Annotated in this window: 9 protein-coding genes; 2 read left to right on the forward strand and 7 right to left on the reverse strand. The window is 75.6% G+C overall.

What is annotated here, in order from left to right:
- The coding region (locus ACSNN9_RS07855) for a phosphopantetheine-binding protein (RefSeq protein ID WP_436672172.1) at positions 1 to 456 on the forward strand (456 nt) is incomplete at its 5' end.
- A complete protein-coding gene (locus ACSNN9_RS07860) occupies positions 453 to 2,732 on the forward strand; it encodes a condensation domain-containing protein (RefSeq protein WP_436672174.1) in 2,280 nt (759 codons plus the stop codon). The genes ACSNN9_RS07855 and ACSNN9_RS07860, both read left to right, overlap by 4 nt.
- A 153-nt stretch (positions 2,733 to 2,885) precedes the next feature.
- Here ACSNN9_RS07860 and ACSNN9_RS07865 read toward each other — a convergent pair whose 3' ends face one another.
- From ACSNN9_RS07865 to ACSNN9_RS07895, 7 genes are read right to left on the reverse strand one after another with little or no spacing between them, the layout of a single operon-like run.
- Entirely contained in the window at positions 2,886 to 3,098 is a 213-nt protein-coding gene (locus ACSNN9_RS07865) for an MbtH family protein (RefSeq protein ID WP_436672230.1), read from the reverse strand.
- Positions 3,099 to 3,100: 2 nt separating this feature from the next.
- Entirely contained in the window at positions 3,101 to 4,417 is a 1,317-nt protein-coding gene (locus tag ACSNN9_RS07870; protein ID WP_436672175.1) for an aspartate aminotransferase family protein, read from the reverse strand.
- Positions 4,414 to 8,022, reverse strand: a complete 3,609-nt coding sequence (locus tag ACSNN9_RS07875) for a CocE/NonD family hydrolase (RefSeq protein WP_436672176.1) — start codon at positions 8,020 to 8,022, stop codon at positions 4,414 to 4,416. The genes ACSNN9_RS07870 and ACSNN9_RS07875 overlap by 4 nt, the downstream gene beginning before the upstream one ends.
- Positions 8,019 to 9,614, reverse strand: a complete 1,596-nt coding sequence (locus ACSNN9_RS07880) for an MBL fold metallo-hydrolase (RefSeq protein WP_436672177.1) — start codon at positions 9,612 to 9,614, stop codon at positions 8,019 to 8,021. Before ACSNN9_RS07880 ends, ACSNN9_RS07875 begins: the two co-directional genes overlap by 4 nt.
- Positions 9,611 to 10,633: an LLM class flavin-dependent oxidoreductase gene (locus ACSNN9_RS07885; protein WP_436672178.1), complete on the reverse strand. Its 1,023-nt coding sequence runs from the start codon at positions 10,631 to 10,633 to the stop codon at positions 9,611 to 9,613. The genes ACSNN9_RS07880 and ACSNN9_RS07885 overlap by 4 nt, the downstream gene beginning before the upstream one ends.
- Before the next feature lie 4 nt (positions 10,634 to 10,637).
- Positions 10,638 to 13,079, reverse strand: coding sequence for a beta-ketoacyl synthase N-terminal-like domain-containing protein (locus tag ACSNN9_RS07890; protein WP_436672180.1), 2,442 nt, complete (start codon positions 13,077 to 13,079; stop codon positions 10,638 to 10,640).
- Positions 13,076 to 19,612 (reverse strand): amino acid adenylation domain-containing protein, encoded by a 6,537-nt coding sequence (locus ACSNN9_RS07895; protein ID WP_436672182.1) that lies wholly within the window; start codon positions 19,610 to 19,612, stop codon positions 13,076 to 13,078. The genes ACSNN9_RS07890 and ACSNN9_RS07895 overlap by 4 nt, the downstream gene beginning before the upstream one ends.
- Positions 19,613 to 19,628 lie beyond the last annotated feature (16 nt).

Below are 19,628 nucleotides of genomic sequence, written 5' to 3' on the forward strand. Positions count from 1 at the left end.
CTGCCCCACCTCCCCCTCACCCGCAACGGCAAGATCGACCGCAACGCCCTCCCCGCACCGGAGCCCACGACGATCCGCTCCGCGCCGCCCGGCGACGCCGTGCAGCGGCAGCTCGCCGGGATCTGGGCGACGGTGCTGGGCACCTCCGTCGTGGGCATCGGAGCCCGCGACGACTTCTTCGCCCTCGGCGGGCACTCCCTGCTGGCCACGCAGGTCACCGCGCAGGCCGCCGCCGCGTTCGAGGTCGAGCTGCCGGTCGCGGCGCTGTTCCGGGACCCGACGATCGTCGGTCTGGCCGACGAGCTGCGCCGCGTCGAGCGCCGGCCCGGCTGGGTCGACACCGTGGCCGGCATGCGCGAGGCTGTCGCCGCGCTCACCGAGGACCAGGCCCGACGAGCGTTGGCCGCCGCCACCCGGCCCGACCAGCCGTACGACCAGACAGGAGCACCGCGATGAGCGGCCCGTCGCCCGATCCGGTCGCCGCGCTGCTGCGACCGCCGCCCGGCTGGCCGGCGCGGGAGCACCGGCAGCTGCTGGTACGGCTGCTGCGCGAGCGGCTGCCCGCCGCGCCGACCAGCCCCGCCACCGTGGCCCAGCGTCAGCTCTGGTTCCTGCAACAGCTGGAGCCGACCAGCACCGCGTACCACATCCTGACGGTGGTGCGGATGACCGGGGAGCTGGACCTGCCGGCCCTGCGCGGCGCGCTCGCCGCGGTCACGGACCGGCACGACCTGCTCCGGGCCACCTTCGCGATGGTCGACGACGAGGTGGTCGTGCGGATCGGTCCCTGCGCGCCGGTGCCGCTACCGGTCGTCGACCTGGGCACGACGGACGCCGTGACCCGCGAGGAGCGGGTGCGGCAGGAACTGAGGAAGGCCCACGACGAGCTGTTCGACCTCGCCGACGGCCCGCTGCTGCGGGCGGTGCTGATCCGGTGCGGGGCCTCCGAGCACCTGCTCGCGGTCACCGTGCACCACATCGTCTTCGACGGCGGGTCCCGCCCCGTCTTCTGGGAGCACCTCGCCACGGCGTACGACGCCCTGCGGGCGGGGACGGTGCCGGACCTCGATCCGCCGACGCCCGACGACGAGGACGACGAGGAAGACGACGCGGCGGACCCGGACGCGGCGCTGGCCTACTGGCGCGAGCGGCTGGCCGGCCTGCCCGACCTGGACCTGCCGGGCGTCCGCGACCGGGTGTCCGGGGCGCTGAGCGCCGGGCGGCGGTTGGACGTCCCGCTCGACCGGGCCGTGACGACCGCCCTGACCCGGCTGGGCCGGTCCCGACGGGCCACCCCGTTCATGACGCTGCTGGCCGCGTACCTGGTGCTGTTGTCCCTGCGTACCGGCAGCAGCGACGTCGCCGTGCTGTCGCCGACGACGGGCAGGACGAGCGAGGCCGACGAGAGCCGGATCGGGTACTTCGTCAACACCGTGGTGCTGCGCGGCGACCTGGCGGGGAACCCGACCTTCGCCGAGGTGGTCGACCGGGTCCGGGAACTGACCCTCGGGGCGTACGCCCACATGGCGGTGCCCTTCGAGCGGATCGTGGACGAGGTGCGGCCGGCGCGGGTGCCGGGTCGGATGCCGTTCTCGCAGTTCGCGTTCAGCGTGCAGGGCCGCCCGGCGCCCCCGCCCCGGCTCGCCGGCCTGACCACCGACTGGATCGACGTCGACACCGGCACGGCGAAGTTCGACGTGCAGCTGGACGTCCTGACGGACGACTCGGGCGGGCTCGTGGCGGCCTGGACCTGGCGCGACGAGCTGTTCGACCCGGCGGAGCTGGCCGCCGTCGCCGACGACTTCGCCGCGCTGCTGGGCGCGGTCGCCGCCGACCCGGAGGTCACCGTCGACGCGCTGCCCGTGCGGCGTCCGGCGCCGATCCCCGACGCGCCGACCGCGAAGCCGACGCCGTCGCCGCGTACCCGGCCGGGCGGAACGGCGTCCGGCACGCTGGTGCACCTCGGCGGGCCGACCGACCGTCCGCCGCTGGTCCTGCCGCACCCGGTCAGCGGCACGGTCGGCGCGTACGCCGAACTCGCCCGGCTGCTGCCCGGGCACCACCTGGTCGGCATCGAGTCGGGCGCCGACGCCACCGCGGACTCGGTCGACGCGCTCGCCGAGGCGTACCTGGCCCAGGTCGTCGCCCGCTGGCCGGCCGGCCCGTACCGGCTGTGCGGCTGGTCGATGGGCGGCCTGCTGGCGTACGAGATGTCCCGCCGGCTGGTGCGGGCCGGGCGTCGCGTCGACCTGCTGGTGGTCGTGGACACCGCGCCCGGGCAGACGCGCTCTGCCGACGCCGGTACCGACGATGCCGCGACGGCGGCCCGGTTCGCCGCGGACCTGGCCGCGTCGCTCGGTCGGGAGCACCCGGCGCCGACGGCCGCGACGCTCGCCGCGCTGCCGGTCGAGGAACAGACGATGCTGCTGCGCCGATGGCTGGTGGACGCGGGGGTGACCCCGGTGGCGCTGCCGGTGCGCGAGGTGCGTCGCCGGGTGGAGACCTTCGCCCGGCACGTCACCGCCGTCGCCGGCTACCGGCCGGAGGGCACGGAGCTGCCGGTGACCGTCGTCCAGGCCTCCGCGTCGCCGCGCTGGCAGCCGCGCTGGGAGCGGTACGTCGGCGCCCGGACCACCGTGCACGAGTACGAGGGCGACCACTACTCACTGCTGCGCCGGCCCACGGTGGAGAGGATCGCCGGGTGGCTGGCCCGGGCGCTGGACGCTCGGTGAGCGGTGGCGCTCCGCCCCGGCGGGTGCCGCGCGCACGGGGCCGCCCGGCGGCAGCCGGCGGCCCCCGGAGGCGGGGGCGTGCGCCGTCGGGCGACACGCGGGACGGCCGGCCGGCGGGCGGTCACGCCCCGCGCGGCCGGGCCCGTCGGTCCGCTACCGCGCCTCGGCCGCCATCGCCCGGCGCAGGCTCAGCGGGCGCATGTCCGTCCACACCGAGTCGATGTGCTCCAGGCACCGGGCGCGCGGCCCGACGAAGCCCTCCTCCCGCCAGCCCGCCGGGATCTCCCGCCCGTCCGGCCAGACCGAGTACTGCTCCTCGTCGTTGACCACGACCCGGCAGACGTCGGCCGGCTCGGTCTGTTCCACGCTCATCGTTCTCCTCCTCGCACCCCGGACACCTCGGTAAGGGCCCGGTCGATCCCGGCGATCCCGGCGGTCAGCTCCTCATCCGTGATGGTCAACGGAGGGAACAGGTGCAGCCGGTTGCCCGCCGCCAGGGGCCAGACGCCCTGCCGCTTGCACGCGGCCAGGACGGCGGCCATCTCCGGCGCCAACGCCCCCGGGGCCGCGTACGGCGCCAGCGGCTCGCGGGTCGCGCGGTCCCGGACCAGTTCGACGGCCCAGGCCAGGCCGACGCCGCGGACGTCGCCGACGACCGGGTGGCGCTCGGCCAGCGCCGCCAGCGACGGGCCCACCACGTCCCGGCCGAGCGCGGCCGCCCGGTCGACCAGGTTCTCCTCCCGCAGCGCGCGCAGCGCCGCCACGATGGACGCGCAGGCCAGCGGGTGCCCGGAGTAGGTGAGCCCGCCGGGGTAGCGGCGGTGCGCGAAGTGGTCGGCCACCGCGCGGGACAGCAGCACCCCGCCCACCGGCACGTAGCCGGAGTTGACCCCCTTGGCGAAGGTCATCAGGTCGGGCACCACGCCCCAGAGGTCGACGGCGAACCAGCGGCCGCACCGACCGAAGCCGGTCATCACCTCGTCGGCGATCAGCAGGATCCCGTACTCGTCGCAGAGCCGGCGGACGCCGGCCAGGTATCCGTCCGGCGGGACCAGCACGCCGTTGCTGCCCACCACCGGCTCGACGAGGATCGCGGCGATGGTGTCGGGCCCCTCGTACCCGACGAGCCGGCGCAGGTGCTCCAGGGCCCGTTCGCCCTCCTGCGCGGCGTTCTCGGCGTGGAACTCGCTGCGGTACGGGTACGGGCCCATGAAGTGCACGGCGCCGCCGCTGGCGGTGTCCACCGGCCAGCGGCGGGGGTCACCGGTCAACGCCAGCGCCCCCGCCGTGGCACCGTGGTAGGACCGGTAGGCAGCGAGCACCTTCGGCCGCCCCGTGACCACCCGCGCCATCCGCACCGCGTGCTCCACGGCCTCCGCGCCGCCGGTGGTGAACAGGACCGTCTCCAGGTCCCCCGGTGCCACGTCGACGATCGCCCGGGCCGCCTCGTCGCGGATGTCGACCGCGAACGACGGCGCGATCGTGCACATCCGCCCCGCCTGCTCGGTCACCGCCGCGACGAGGGCCGGGTGCTGGTGCCCGAGGTGCAGATTGCCCATCTGGGCGTGCAGGTCGAGCCACCGGTTGCCCTGGTCGTCCCAGAACCAGCTGCCCGCGCCGCCGGCGACGCGGACCGGGTCGATCTCCTCCTGGGCGGACCAGGGGTAGAAGACGGGCCCGGTCACGACGCCCGCCGTTCGCGGACCAGGTCGACCTGCTCGCCCAGCGTCGGCGCGGCGAAGACGTCCTGCAGGGAGAGCCGGACCTGGTACGCCTTGCGGATGCGGCTGATCAGGCGGATCGCGAAGAGCGAGTCGCCACCCAGGTCGAAGAAGTCGTCGGCGGGATCGACGGCGTCGACCTGGAGCAGGGCGGCCCAGATCCGCCCGACCTGCTCGAGCACCTCGGCGCGGTCGTCGTCGCCCGCCGGGCCGGACGGCGCGGCGGTCGGCTGTGCCGCGTCCGGGACGGCCTGCGGGGTGGCGGCCGACTGCCCGGGAACGGTGACGGCGGGCACCAGTTCCAGCCGGCCCGCCGTGCTCCACCGCACGGTCGCGCCGGTGTCCCGCATCCGCGCGCCCGGCGTCCCGGCGAACGGGTCGTCGACGTCGCCGGCGCCGCTGACCCAGAGCCGGCCGGCGGTGTTGACCGGCACGGGCCGGGCGCGGTCGTCGAGCACGTAGCAGCGGGCCACGGACGGCAGGCCGTCGCGCCCGGCCAGCTCGTCCGGCAGCCGCGCCGGGTTCCAGCCGTCGAGCACGGCGCGCAGCTCCCGCCGGGGCATGACGGACAGCTCGCCCACCCGCCGCTCCTGGTCGGAGACGAGCTGGTCGAGCACGGTCAGCAGCGAGTCGCGGATCCGCTGGACGGTGGCCCGGTCGAACAGGGCGAGCCGGAAGTCGAGGCTGCCCACCATCCGGTCCTCGCCGACCTGGTTGACGGCCAGCGCCAGGTCGTACTTCGCCGAGGTCCACTCCGGCGGTTCCAGCCGGACCGCCTCGACCTCGCCGAGCCGGAACCGGTCCGGCACCGCCCGGCCGAACCGGACGGACACCTGCACCAGCGCGGAGACCGCCGGGTCGCGGCGCGGGCGCAGCTCGCCGACCAGCGTGTCGAAGGGCACCCGGCGCAGCTCCAGCGCGGTCAGCACGGAGCCGCGTACGTCGTGCAGGAACTGGGCCACGGTGGCGTCCCGGTCGACCCGGATCCGCAGCGGCAGCAGGTTGACCAGGCAGCCGATCAGATCGCGGGTCGCGGGGTCGTCGCGTTGCAGGCTCGGCGTGCCGATCAGCAGGTCGTCGCCCGCGCCGTACGCGCTCAGGGTGCGGGCGAACGCGGCGGTCAGCAGGGTGAACGGGCTGGTCCGCGCGGCGGCGGCGGCCGCCACCAGCCGGGCGGCGAGGGCGTCGTCGACGGTGAAGCGCACCGATCCGCCCCGGTGGTCGAGCACCGGCGGCCGGGGCCGGTCCGTCGGCAGGGTGATCACCTGTGGGGCCCCGTCCAGGTACCGCCGCCACCGGGCGAGCTGGTCGGCCGTGCCGGGCCCGGCCAGCTCGGCCTGCTGTCGGCGGGCCACGTCGGCGTACCGGCCCGGCACGCCCGGCAACCGGACCGGCTCGCCCTGCGCGTAGGAGGGGTAGAGCCGGGCCAGTTCGGCGAAGAAGATCTCCGCCGCGGTCGGGTCGGCCGCGACGTGGTGGACCACCAGCAGCAACGCCGTCCGGCCGGCGGGCAGCAGCACGGTCGCGACCCGGATCGGCCACTCCCGGCCGAGGTCCCAGCGGCGGTCCCGGAAACCGGTCACCCGCTCGTCGCTCGCCCAGCCGTCCACGGGCCCGTCCGTGAGGTCCAGCCGCGCGATAGTCAGCGGCGCCGCCGGGTGGATCCGCTGGACCGGCTCCTCGTCGATCTCGACGATGGTGGTCCGCAGCGCCTCGTGCCGTCGGACGATCTCGTCGACCGCCGCGTGCAACGCGCCGGTGTCCACCGGTCCGGTCAGTTCCACCGCCGCGTCGAGGTGGTACGCCGCCCCGCTCGTGCCGGCCTGCTCGGCCAGCCAAATCGCCCGCTGCGCGACCGAGAGCGGGGCCGTGACGTCGTCGGGTCCGGCGTCGTCGTCCCGCCGTTCGGGCGCCACCGCGTGGGGCAGCTCCAGCGTCGGGGCGGCGTCGGCGTCGTGCCGCACCGTCAGCACCGGCGCGACGTCCCGCACCACGGTCAGCGCGTTGTCGGCGTCCGCCCCGGTGATCGCCAGCCGGATCCGGTCGCCCGCCGCGAAGCGGTACGCGATCGGGTGCAGCTCGATCTCCAGGCGGGAGTCGTCGGGCCCACCCTGGAGCTGGCCGCAGCCCTCGGTGACGTACAGCGAGGTGCCGTCGGGGGCGACCGACTCCAGGAAGGCGAAGACGTCCGCCGGGCCGTCGCTGGCGCTGGCCGCCAGGCGCAGCACCGGGGCGCCGACCAGCTCGACCGCCTCTCTCAGCGGCGGGGAGGTCCAGCACAGCGCCCGGGTGTCGTTGTCGGTCATGTCCGGTCGGTGGAAGGGCGAGCCGTAGCCGCTGGCCCACCGGCTGGTCTTGCCGGACGTGGTGGTGTAGTCGACCTCGTACCGGCGGGCCTCGCCGGCCCGGGGTTCCCGCCCCAGCTCGCCGGTCGGCCCGAGGTGCCACGTGCCGGTCGTCGCCGGCTGTGGCGGCCAGGACCGGGCGGTGCGCCACGCGTCGGCGCCCAGTACGTGGTACCGGACGGCCGGGCCGTCCATGATCCCGGTGTCCCTGCCCCGCAACCAGTGGTCGAACCAGCGCAGGTGCTCGTCGGCCAGGTTGTAGCCGGCGCCGCCCAGCACGCCCCCGGTGTGCGCCCAGGGGCCGATGACCACCCGGTGCGGCACGGTCAGCCGGCGGGCCCACTCGGTCGCGTCGCGCGCCCAGACGTCGTGCCAACCGCCCAGGTGGTAGACGGCGACCCCGGAGGCGTTGATCGCCTCCAGCAGCGCCGACGGGCTGCGGGTCAGGTACGCCGCCTCGCCGGTGTCGGCCAGCCGCGACTCGCGTCCGGGCAGGCCGGCGAACATCGTCCGGACGTCCCGGTTCGCCACGTGCTGGGCGCGGGCGGCGGCCAGCAGGAGACCGTCCGGGTCGTCGTCGAGGGGCGCGACCGGGCCGCGCAGGTCGAGCTCGCGCACGTCCTCGCCCCAGGCGCGGGCGAAGTCGTCCCGGAACACCCCGCCGTCCCAGGCGAAGCGGTACAGGTCGAACAGCGCCATCTGCGGGAAGATCGCCACCAGGTGCGGCGGGGCCGTGCTCGCCGCCAGGTACTGCGACACCCCGAGGTAGGAGCGGCCGAACATGCCGACCCGGCCGTCGCACCAGGGCTGGGCGGCGATCCACTCGGTGACGTCGTACGTGTCGGTCGCCTCGGCCGTGCCGAACGGACCGTCGCTGGTGCCGAACGACGCGCCGCTGCCCCGGCTGTCCACCACCACCACGACGTAGCCCCGGGCCAGCAGGCGCTGCGCGACCGGGAAGGCCCGCAGCGTCACCTCCCCGGGGGCCACCTCGGCCACCCCGAGGTCCTCGATGTCGGTGAGGTCGACGTCGGCCAGCTCGGCCCGCACCACGGCCAGGAAGTCGTCCCGGCCCGGGCGCGGCGACACCTGGTGGTAGCGGTCGTGGGCCCAGACGACCGGCGCGGGGTCGCGCTGGCCGACCGGCCGGAAGACGTACGCGGCCAGCCGGGTGCCGTCGCGCGTCGCCACGTACCGGGAGTGACAGGTCCAGCCGCGGCTCATGCCAGGTCGGCCCGTCCGTAGAGCTCCCGCGCCGGCACCCCGACGTCGGCGCAGCGTTGGAAGAACTCCGCCATCTGCTTGAGCTGGTACGACTCGTCGGTGTAGTTCGTCGCCATGACGAACACCAGCCAGGGCTCCCGGCCCATCGCGTACACGTACGCCTGCCGGGCCCGCAGCCGCCGCACGATGCCCATCGCCTCGACGGCGTCGGAGCCGTTGAGCTTGCGGCTGCGGCTCATCTTCTGGTCGATCCGGCGGGAGAAGAGCGGGCCGTACATCCAGGACAGCGGGGCGCCGTCGCACTCCATGCCGAGGAACGCCATGTCGACGTCGCCGATCATGTCGTGGATGTGGCCGAACAGCGCCGGGTCCACGCAGCGGTTGTCCGCGCCGAAGTAGAGGTTCTTCCCGCCGGTACGCACCGAGTACGTCACCTTCGCGGCGATGTCGAGGTCGCAGTGCTCGCCGACGAACGGGCAGACCACGATCTGGCCGTCGGGCAGCTCGATGGTCTCGCCCGGCTCCACGTCGATGACGTTGGGGAAGCCGAGCGCCTCCAGGCACAGCCGCAACGACGGGTCCTGCAACGCCCCGGCGGCGGTCTTCGGCACGACCACCGTGCCGATGCGGTGCCGCAGCTTCAGCAGGGTGGCCAGTTCGAGGTGGTCCTGGTGCCCGTGCGTGATCAGCACGTAGTCGATGACGTCGGGCAGGTCGGCGTACGCGTACCGGTCGCCGTCGCCCAGGGCGTCGGACAGGAACGGGTCGGTCATCACGGTGACCGGGCCGGACTGCACCACCACGCAGGCGTGCCCGAAGTAGCGCACCCGCAGCCCCGGTCCGTCCAGGTTGCGGTCCGGGCTCCCGCCCGGCTCGGCCGAGAACAACCCGCTGAAGGTGGCCAGGTGGGCGTCGGAGACGTCGAACGCCTCCCGCAGCTCGCCGAAGGGCCGGGCCGTGGTCATGGTGGAGAAGAGCAGGTCGATGCGGGGGTCCCGCAGCGGCATGGTGGCCTGCACGTGCCCGTTGCCGGCAAACCGGGGGGTGGTCATCGCGAAGGGCCGCTCGTCGCCGGTGGCCAGCGACAGGTCCACCGAGTGGGCGGTCTCGTCGAAGTGGCGCGAGCGGTAGAGCATCCGCTCCGCGAGCCGGATCCGGGCGTGGTCGTTGAGGTCGTAGACCAGCTCGACGTAGCCGCGCAGCGCCGGCGGGATCTCGCCGTAGCGGGGCGTCAGGTCGAACCCGTCGGCGAGCTTCTCCAGGTTGACCGTCAGCTCGTCCATCGCCGCCGAGAGCTCCGGCATCGGCCCTTCGGCGAGCCGGGTCGCCAGGTCGGACACCCCGTCGAGCTGGTCGTCCTCGAGGTCGACGAACATGCCGCCGCGCAGCTTCGGGTCGCGGGCCGAGCGGCGGTGCAGCGCCGGCGCGTCGAGGAAGGAGCGCAGCAGCGGCACGTGCAGCTTGGCGAAGTTCATCGCCGCCGGCACCGGCGAGACCAGGTTCAGCCAGGCGTAGTACCGGTGGATCAGCGGCTCCAGCGCCAGGTTGGGCCGGGCGTGGACGAGGTCGTGGCTGGCGAAAGGCTGGTTCATCGCTCTCCCCCGGTCGGGTCTACCCGCAGTCGGTCACGGACGGTCCGGACGACCTGTGCGAGGTGGTGGAAGTCTTCGTCGTCGGCGGGGGTGTCCAGCACGAAGGTGTGCACCCCGGAGCGGATCATGGCCAGCAGCCGGTCGACGGCGCCGGCGTGGTCGGCCACCAGGTACGGCCCGTCCGCCTGCCCGGAGCGGAACGGCGCGAGCCGGTACGCCGGGTCGACGGTCACGCCGCCGTGGCCGGCCTCCGCCTCGGCGAAGAGCCGCCGCTTCCAGACCGAGTCGGTGTTGGCCATGGTGACCGCGGTGATCTTCGCGCCGTCCGGGTCCTCCGGGAAGCGGGCCTCGGCGGCCCGCTCGGTCTCCTGGGCCGTCGCCCGGGTCAGCAGCCCGAAGTTCAGCGCGCCGGGGGGCGCCGCGTCGGCGTCGGGCCGGGCCGCCGTCAGCATCTGGATGCTGGTGGCGCCCACCCGCCCGGCCACCTCCCGGGCCGCCGGGGACTGTCCCGCGACGAACAGCCGGGGCAGCAGGTGCGCGGGCAGCCCGGGCGTGAGCTGCAACCGGGACACCTGGTAGAACCGCCCGTCGAAGCTGAACGGGCGGCGGCTGCCCAGCACCCCCATCATGATCTCGACGTACTCGGCGAGGCGCGCGTACCGGTCGTCGTGGTCCAGCCGGTCGCCGAGCGCGTCCAGGTCGCTCACGGCGGTGCCGGTGATCAGGTTGAGGTCGATGCGCCGCTGGTAGAGCAGGCCGAGCGAGGCGACCATCCGGGCCGCGGTGAACGGGTGCTGGTAGACGGGGTTCACCGCCACCAGCGGGCTGAGCCGGGTGGTGCCGGCCGCCGCGGCGGTCGCCAGGACCCAGGGGTCCAGCACCGCGCCGCTGCCGGTGAAGATGAGCACCCCGTCGAGGTCGGCCGCGTCGGTGCGGCGGATGACGGACATCGCCGTGTCCGCGTACGCGGTCAGGTCCCGGACCCGGGGCACCACGGTGATGAAGCTGACGTCGGGCACGGCCTCACGCTCCCTCTTCGGTGACCGCGGCGAGCGCGGCCCGGATCTCCTGCGCCTCGCGCAGCTTGCCGTCGATCACCTCGGCGAGCGCGGCGACGGTGGGGGTCTGCAGGAACACGCCGAGTTGCAGCTCGACGTGGAAGGCCTGCGCGAGGTCCCGCAGCGTCCGGGCGGCGCTGAGCGAGTCCGCGCCGAGCATCAGCAGCGAGTCGTGCGGCCCGATCCGGTCCACCCCGAGCCGGCGTCGCCACACGGCGGCCACCGCCTCCTCCAGGACCGAGCCGGTGGCCGGCGGGGCGTCGGCGGCCGGGGCGGCCGGCGTCGGGCCGGTCACGGGCGCCACGGCCACCGGGTCGACCCAGTGCCGCGAGCGCTGGAACGGGTACGTCGGCAGGCCGACGCGACGCCGCGACGCGCCCTCGTGCAGGGCCGCCCAGTCCACCTCGACGCCCCGGCGCCACAGCTCGCCGAGGGCGCCGAGCAGCGCACGGAGGCTGCCGGCCTCGTCGAGCAGGGCGGACGCCGACGCCTCGGCCGGGCCGACGACCAGGGTCAGGTCGGCCTCGGCCGGCGCTGCGGCCGGCGCGGGCGGGCGGGTGCCGGCGCGCAGCGCGCGCCCGGCCTCCGCCGCCGTCCAACGGCCGTCGACGACGGCGGCGGTCACGGCGCCCGGGCCCTCGCCGTGGGCGGCGACCGGGGACACGCCGCAGGCGGCCAGCAGCCGGGCGAGCGCGAGCTGCCCGGTGACGGTGGCGGCGTCGGACCCCGCCGCGCCCGGGTCGACGCCCAGCTCACCGGCCACCCGGTCGAACTCCGCCCGCAGCCGGGGCAGCGTGTCGCGGAGCGGGGCCAGGTCGGGGCAGGTGGCGGGGAACGCGTACGCCACCGTGGCGGCCTCCGGCGACGCCTCCCCCGCGCCGACGGCGGAGAGCGCGCGCACCGCCTCGTCGGGATCGGCGGCCACCACGAAGGCCCGGTGGCGCAACGCCCGGCGGCCGACCTGGCTGGTGTAGGCGACGTCGGCGAGGGCCTGCTCGGGGTGGCGCCCGATGTGCGCGGCGAGCCGGCCGGCGGCGGCGGTCAGCGCCTCGGCGCCGGCCGCGGAGACGGTGAGCAGCACGGCCGGCGGGTTCGGCCCCGGCGGCGCGGGCGGCGGCGCCTCTTCGAGGATGACGTGCGCGTTCGTGCCGCCGACACCGAACGAGCTGACCGCCGCCCGGCGCGGCCCGGACACCTCGGGCCAGTCGCGCAGCATGTCGTTGACGCGGAACGGCCCCCGGTCGAGGGAGGTCTGCGGGTTGGGCTTGCGGTAGTGGATCGACGGCGGCAGCTCGCCGTGGTGGATGGCGAGGACCGCCTTGATCAGCGAGGTCACGCCGGAGGCGGTGTCGAGGTTGCCGACGTTCGGCTTGACCGAGCCGATCGCCCACCCGGCGCCCGGGCCGCTGGCGGCGCCGTACGCCTCCTCCAGGGCGGACACCTCGATCGAGTCACCCATCAGGGTGCCGCTGCCGTTGGCCTCGACGTACTGGATGGAGCTCGGCTCGACGTCGGCGACCCGCAGCGCCCGGCGGATCACCCGCACCTGGCCCGACCGGCCGGGCGCCACGAAGCTCACCTTGCCGGCGCCGTCGTTGTTCACCGCCGAGCCCTTCACCAGGGCGTAGATCCGGTCGCCGGCGTCCTCGGCGTCCTCGCGGCGGCGCAGCACCACCACGCCGGCGCCGTCGCCCAGGTGGTAGCCGGCGGCCTCGGCGTCGAAGGCGCGGCAGCGGCCGTCGGGCGAGTTGATGCCGTCGGCCTCGTGCCGGTAGCCGCGGGGCACCGGGTTCTTGACGCTGACCGCGCCCACGATCGCCATGTCGCACTGGTAGTCGAGCAGGCTGCTGATCGCGTGGTGCAGCCCGACCAGCGCCGAGGAGCAGTTGGTCTGCACCGTCATGCTGGGCCCGGTCAGGTCGAGCTTGTACGAGATGCGGGTGGCCAGGTTGTCCTTGTCGCTGGCGACGGCCATGCCCAGGCGGCCAGCGGAGTCGACCAGCTCCTGCTGGGGCAGCAGGTGGTAGAGCAGGTACTGGTTCAGGCCGCACCCCGCGTACACGGCGATGTCGCCGGGGAAGCGGCGGCTGTCGTAGCCGGCGTCCTCCAGCGCCTCCCAGGCGCACTCCAGCAGGATCCGGTGCTGCGGGTCGATGAGCGTCGCGTCCGTCGGCGAGTAGCCGAAGAACTGCGCGTCGAACCGGTCGGCGCCCTCGATCCCGGACCACACCGGCACGTACGCCGGGTCGGTGCGTTCCGCGGCCGGGACGGCGTCCAGCTCGGCGGCGGTCAGCTGGCGGCCGGCGTCGACGCCGGAGCGGAGCAGCTCCCAGAACTCGGCGACGTCCGCCGCGCCCGGGAACCGTCCGCTCATCCCCACGACGGCGATGTCCATCTCGCTGCTCATCGGCTTCCCACTTCCTGGATACGCTGGCGCATCAGCCGGCGGCGGTTCGCCACCTGCTCGGTGCGGTCGGGCCCCGGGTCGACGGGCGGTTCCGCCGCCGGGCGCGCGGGCTCACCGAGGTGCTCGGCGAGCTTGCGCACGGTGGTGTGCTCGTAGAGGTCGACCAGCGGGAACTGCCGGCCGAGGAGTTCCTGGAGTCGGATGTGCACCTGGACCAGGCTCAGGGAGTTGCCGCCCACGTCGAAGAAGTTGTCGTCGAGCCCGACGGCGCCGACGCCGAGGACGTCCAGCCAGATCTCGGTGACCTGGGCCTGGAGCCCGCCGGCCGCCGCCGCGAGCGGCCGGGCCGTCGCGCCCACGCCGAGCCGGGCCATCGCCTCGGTGGCGTCGGCCGCGACGGCGCGTCGGCTCACCTTGCCCGTCGCCGTGGTGGGCAGCTCGTCGACGAGGTGCAGCAGCGGCACCATGAACTCCGGCAGCCGCTGCCGCAGGTGGGTGCGCAGGTCGTGCAGCAGGTCCCGCCGCGCGGTGGCGCCCAGCGGGTCGTTGGCCAGCTCCGGCCAGTCGGCGCGCCGCACCCGGGGCGGGGTCCAGCCGACCGCGTCGTCCGGTCGGGCCGCCGGCCAGAACCGCAGGTCCATCGTGTACTCCTCGCGTGCGGTCGACGGCACCACGGCGGTCCGCCGGCCCAGCGCCTCGCCGATGCTCCAGCAGTCCTCCGGGTCGACCCCGGGCGGCAGCTCGTCCACCGGGCGCGTCACAAGGTCGGAGTCGGCGAGGCCGGCCAGCCGGCGTACGGGGCCGGCGACCGTGACCAGCCGCGCGTTCGGCACGTCGCGCACCTCCACCGGCCGGTTGCGGTTGCCGCGCAGCAGGGTCCGCAGCCGGGCGACGTCCAGTCCGTCGCGTGCCCAGTCCAGCCGCAGCGGCTCGACCGGCTCGGCGGCGCAGAGGTCGGGGGCGGTGCCCACGTGCAGGACGACGTCGTAGCGGAACGCGCTCAGCTCGTTGGCCTGCCGGCCGCGCTTGAGGTGCAGCTCCACCCCGGTCACCCCCGGCAGCCAGTCCGGCGCGGTGAGGAACAGGTCGGGGGCCAGCACCAGCTCGTCGTCGGCGAGCACCCGGGCGGCGACGCGGCGGCGCAGCTCGGCGACGGTCAGGCCCGGTTCCGGCTCGGCGCCCAGCTCCACCGAGGCGTGGAACACCTCCAGCAGGTCCAGGTCGCGCACGTCGCCGAGGTAGATCCGCCCGCCCGGCGAGGCCGCGGTGACCGCCGCGCGCAGCACCCCGCGCAGGTAGTCGTGGTTCGGGAAGTACTGGGTCACCGAGTGCAGCACCACGGTGTCGAAGCTGCCGGCCTCGATGCCGCTGAGGTCGTCGGCCTCGCGCAGCAGCAGCGTGACCGTGTCCCGGTCCACCCCCTCGGCGTCGAGCCGCTGTTCGAGCACCTTGAGGCCGGCGGCGGAGAAGTCCGTGCCGACGTACGCCTCGCACTCCGGCGCCAGCGCCAGGGTCAGGTTGCCCGTGCCGCAGCCCAGCTCCAGCAGCCGGCGGGGACGCAGGTCCCGGATCCGCCGGACCGCCTGGTCGATCCACTCGCCCATCTCGACGTCGGTGAACGGCGCACCCGTGTAGCTGCTGGTCCAGATCGCCTGCTGGGCCTCCTCGGCGGGGCCGGCGTCGGTGTACATCCGGTCGTAGAGCAGCCGCCAGTCGGAGACCCGGGTGGTGGCGGGCGCCCCGCCCGGGTCGGACCCCGCCGGCGTGGGCGCGGACGAGCCGCCCCGGCCGCGGGGCACGACCGCCGCGACGATCCGCTGTTCCCCGCCGCCGGGAGCCTCGGCGAGCGCGGCCACGGCGGCGGCGACCCCGGGGTGGGCCCGCAGCGTCGCCTCGATCTCGCCCAGCTCGATCCGGAACCCGCGGACCTTCACCTGGTGGTCGGCCCGGCCCAGGAACTCCAGCCGGCCGTCGTGGCTCCACCGGCCCCGGTCGCCGGTGCGGAACAGCCGCCCACCGTCCCCGTACGGGTCGGGAAGGAACCGCGCCGCGGTCAACGCCGGCTGGTCGAGGTAGCCGCGGGCCAGGCCGGCCCCGCCGACGTACACCTCGCCGGCGAAGCGGGGCGGCACCGGCCGCATGGCCTCGTCGAGCACGTAGATCCGGGTGTTGCCGATGGGCCGCCCGACGCTGCCGACCCGCTCCGGTCCGGTGACCACGTCCAGGGTCACGTCGGCGGAGATCTCCGACGAGCCGTAGAGGTCGACCAGGACGCAGCCGGGCAGGGCCGCCAGCCACCGCCCGGCCAGGTCCGGGGTGAGCGCCTCCCCGCTGGAGTGGCAGTAGCGCAGCGCCGACAGCCGTTCCCCGGCGTCGTCGACGCCGTCGAGGATGGCCCGCAGCAGCGACGGTACGGCCACCAGGCGGGTGACCCGGTGCCGGCCGAGCAGGTCGACCAGGCGGACCGGGTCGCGTCCGACGTCCTCGGGCACCACGACGACCGGAGCGCCGGCGAAGAGCGGCAGGAACATCTCGCCGCCGGAGTCGAAGAAGCTCAGCGAGGTCTTGTGGCTGCCCACCTCGTCCGGCCCCATCGGGAAGCGGTCCATGATCCACCGTTGCCGGTTGACGATGCCCCGGTGCAGGCCGAGGACGCCCTGCGGGGTGCCGGTGGACCCGGAGGTGTAGACGACGTAGGCCACGTCGTCGGGGTGGGCCGTCGGCCGCGGGTCGTGGTCGTCCTCGGCCGCGAGCGTCGGGTCGGCCGGGTCGACCACCTCGACGTCCGGGAGGTCGACGGCCGCGTCGGGGGCGGCGACCAGCAGCCGGGCCCCGGAGTCGGCGAGCATGAACCGCAGCCGCTCCACCGGGTACGACGGGTCGAGCGGCACGTAGGCGGCGCCGGTCTTGAGGATCGCCAGCACGGCGGTGAGGCTGACGGTGGAGCGCGGCACCAGCAGGCCGACGCGGGTGCCCCGGCCGGCGCCCCGCCCGATCAGCCGGTGGGCCAGCCGGTTCGCCGCCGCGTTGAGCTCGGCGTAGCTGAGCCGGGCAATGTCGTCGATCGCGGCCGGCGCGTCCGGGGTGCGCCGGGCCTGCTCGGCGACGATCTCCGGCACGCACCGGTCGGTGTCGTAGTCGGCCGTGGTGTCGTTCCACTCCACGAGCACCTGCCGGTGCCGCTCGGCGCCGAGCAGGGGCAGTGCGCCGACCGGGGTCGCCGGCGCCGCGACGGCCGCGGACAGCAGCGCGGTCAGCGCCTCCGCCAGCACGCCCATGGTGTCGGCGTCGAACAGGTCGGTGCTGTAGTCGAAGGTGCCCAGCAGCTCGCCGCCGTGCTCGCCCAGGTAGAGGGAGAGGTCGTAGTAGGTGGCCCGCTGCCGCACCGGCCGGCTGCGCACCCGCAGCCCGGCCCAGTCCCCCAGCGCCCCCTCGTGGTTGAGCACCATCGGCGTGAGCCCGAGCCGGTCGGTGCCGCGCCCGTGCTGGTAGGCGAACGCCGCGCTGATCAGCGTGCCGCGGCTGGCGTCGGCGGCCTGCCCGAGCCCTTCGACGATCCGCCCGAACGGCACCTCGGCGCGGTCGGAGGCGGCCAGTACCGCGTCGTGCGCCGCCCGGGCCAGGGCGCCGAACTCCGGGTCGGCGGACAGGTCCACCGGCACCGGCAGCGGGTTGACCAGGTAGCTGACCAGGTCGGCGAAGCGGCCGCGGACCCGGCCGGCGTGCACGAACCCGAGCGGGAACGTCGCCTGGCCGGCGTAGCGCGACAGCACCGCCGCGTAGCCGGCGAAGAGCACGGCGGTGCGGCTGACCCCGTGCGAGGCGGCGAGCGCGTCGATGCCGGCGCACAGCTCGGCATCGAGCCGGAAGGCGTGGGCGGCGCCCCGGAACGTGCGCACCGACGGGCGGGGCCGGTCGGTCGGCAGGTCCAACGGCACGAGGTCGGCGACCTGGGCCTGGCACGTCGCGGTCAGCTCCCGGCCGGCGGGACCGTCCAGGAAGGAGCGCTGCCAGGCGACGAACTCGGCCGGGTGGGCGGTGGGCGCGGGCGGCGCCGCGTCGTCCCCGGCGGCGTGCCGGCCGTAGCCGGTCGCCAGGTCCTCGACCAGCACCGCCAGCGACCACACGTCCATGACGCTGTGGTGGGTGCAGAGCAGCAGCGTGTGGCGCTCCGCCGCGTGCCGGAACAGCAGGGCGCGCAGCAGGGGCGGGCCGTCGAAGCCGACCCCGAGCTCCGCCTCGATCTCCTCGTCGAGGCGGCCCGCCGGCCAGTCCGCGGCGTCGCGCACCTCCAGCGTGACCTCGGCGTCGTCGGCCACCCGCTGGGTCACCTCGGCGCCGGCGTCGTCGTACCGGGTGAGCAGGGCCGGGTGCCGGACGCCGAGGTCGCGGACGGCGCGGGCCAGCGCGGCGGTGTCCAGCTCGCCGTCGACGGTCACCGCCCGGCCCAGGTTGAGGTTGGCCGGGTCCTCGGCGAGGGCGCCCTGGAACCAGATCGCGCGCTGGCCGTACGACAGCGGGTAGGGCCGGTCGGCGGCGGCCGGGGCGGCCGGCGGGTCGGCCGGGGCGGGCGCGGACGGCAGCGCGGCGGCCAGTTCGGCCACCGTGCTGTCGCCCAGCAGGTCGGTCAGGGCCGGGCGGACGCCCCACTCCCCCTCGATCAGGTGTTGCAGCTCCACGGCCCGCAGCGAGTCGAACCCGAGCTCCGGCAGGGAACGGTCCGGGTCGATCCGCTGGGGGTCGACGTCGAGCAGCCCGCCGGCCAGGGCGCGCAGCCGCCGCGCCTGCGCCGGCGCGGCGGCCGGGGCGGGACGCGCCGGGCGCAGGGGGTCGTCGGCGACGATCGTCGCGCTGCCCGCGGCGTACGCCCGCGCGCAGTCGCCGCGCCGGGTCTTGCCGCTGGTGGTGACTGGGATGGTGCCGGGCGGCACGGCGAGCACCCGGTGCAGGTCGAGGCCGTGGACGGTCACCACGGCCCGGCGGGCCGCCTCGGCGATCGCCGTCGCCTCGTCCGCGGCCTTCTCGGAGCGGGTCTCGTACCACAGGACCACGGCCTCGCCGACGCCGTGGCCGTCGTCGGCGACGTCCACGGCGAACGCGGCGATCCGCCCGCCCAGGCGGGGGCAGGCGGCGCGGACGGTCTGCTCGATGTCGTCCGGGTAGTGGTTCTGGCCGCGGACGACCACCGTCTCCTTGATCCGGCCACGCACGTACAGGTGACCCTCCTGGCGGAAGCCGAGGTCGCCGGTGCGCAGGTAGGGGCCGTCGGCGGGGTCGCCGCCGAGGGTGGCGCGCAGGGTCCGCGCGGACTCCTCCGGCCGGTTCCAGTAGCCGTCGACGACGCTGCCACCGCGGACCCAGATCTCGCCGGCGGTGCCGTCGGGGACGGGGTGGCCGGCCGGGTCGACGATCCGGACCTCCGCCTCGGGCAGGATCTCGCAGCCGACCACCTCCGTGCCGGGGCGCCCGGGTTCCGGGTCGGCCACCGTGGTCACGACGGGCCGCTGCGGGCGGGCCCGCCCGGCGACCAGCAGCGTCGCCTCGGCCAGGCCGTAGCAGGGCAGGAAGGCCCGCTCGTCGAACCCGTGCGGGGCGAACGCCGCGGCGAAGGCGCGCAGGGTCGCCGCGCGTACCGGCTCGGCGCCGTTGAAGGCCACCCGCCAGGAGCTGAGGTCCAGGGCGGCGCGGTCGGCCTCGGCGACCTTGCGCACGCACAGGTCGTAGGCGAAGTTGGGGCCGCCGCTGATGGTGGCCCGGTACCGGCTGATCGCCTGGAGCCAGCGCACCGGCGTGCGGATGAACGTCGCCGGGTCCATCAGCACCGTCGGCACCCCGAGGTAGACGGGGGTGAGCAGGGTGCCGATCAGGCCCATGTCGTGGTGCGGCGGCAGCCAGGAAGCCATCACCGTCGCGTCCTCGAAGCCGAAGGAGCGGCGGATGGCCCGCAGGTTCTCCAGCAGGTTCGCGTGGCTGACCATCACGCCCTTGGGGGTGCTGGTGGTGCCCGAGGTGTACTGGAGGAACGCCAGCCCGCCCTCGGCCACCGCCGGCTGCCAGCCGGTGGGGGCGGCGTCGAGGGACTCGATCTCCAGGACCGGCAGCCGGCGACCGGGCATGAGCGTGCCCAGGTCGACCGCGCTGGTGACCGCGCGGGCCGCCAGCACGGCGGTGGCCTGCGCGTCGTCGAGGATGCGCCCGACGACCGGGGCGCTGGCCCGGTTGAGCCGCGCGGCCAGCGGCACCGGCACGGTGCCGGCGTAGAGGCAGCCGAAGAAGCCGGCGAGGAAGTCGACGCCCGCCCCGACGAGCATCAGCACCCGGTCCCCGGGACGGCAGTGCCCGGCCAGGGCCGCGCCGACCCGGCGGGCCCGGGCGTCGAGCGTCGCGTAGTCCACCGTGTCGGCCGAGCCGTCCTCGGCCACCAGGTGCAGGGCGGGACTGTCGGGCTGGACCCGCGCCTGGTGGGACAGGGCGGCGCCCAGGTTGACGACGTCCGTCGCCTCGTGGGTCAACGCGCCGGTGTGGTCGGTCATCAGGCTCTCCACTCGC

This window comes from Micromonospora sp. URMC 107 (assembly GCF_051386315.1).
Classification (GTDB): domain Bacteria; phylum Actinomycetota; class Actinomycetes; order Mycobacteriales; family Micromonosporaceae; genus Micromonospora.

Bases quoted from the DNA above. Each gene is read 5' to 3' on its own strand.
- ACSNN9_RS07890 (WP_436672180.1), bottom strand. From the start codon at position 13,079: ATGAGCAGCGAGATGGACATCGCCGTCGTGGGGATGAGCGGACGGTTC.
- ACSNN9_RS07880 (WP_436672177.1), bottom strand. From the start codon at position 9,614: ATGAACCAGCCTTTCGCCAGCCACGACCTCGTCCACGCCCGGCCCAAC.
- ACSNN9_RS07875 (WP_436672176.1), bottom strand. From the start codon at position 8,022: ATGAGCCGCGGCTGGACCTGTCACTCCCGGTACGTGGCGACGCGCGAC.
- ACSNN9_RS07895 (WP_436672182.1), bottom strand. From the start codon at position 19,612: ATGACCGACCACACCGGCGCGTTGACCCACGAGGCGACGGACGTCGTC.
- ACSNN9_RS07860 (WP_436672174.1), top strand. From the start codon at position 453: ATGAGCGGCCCGTCGCCCGATCCGGTCGCCGCGCTGCTGCGACCGCCG.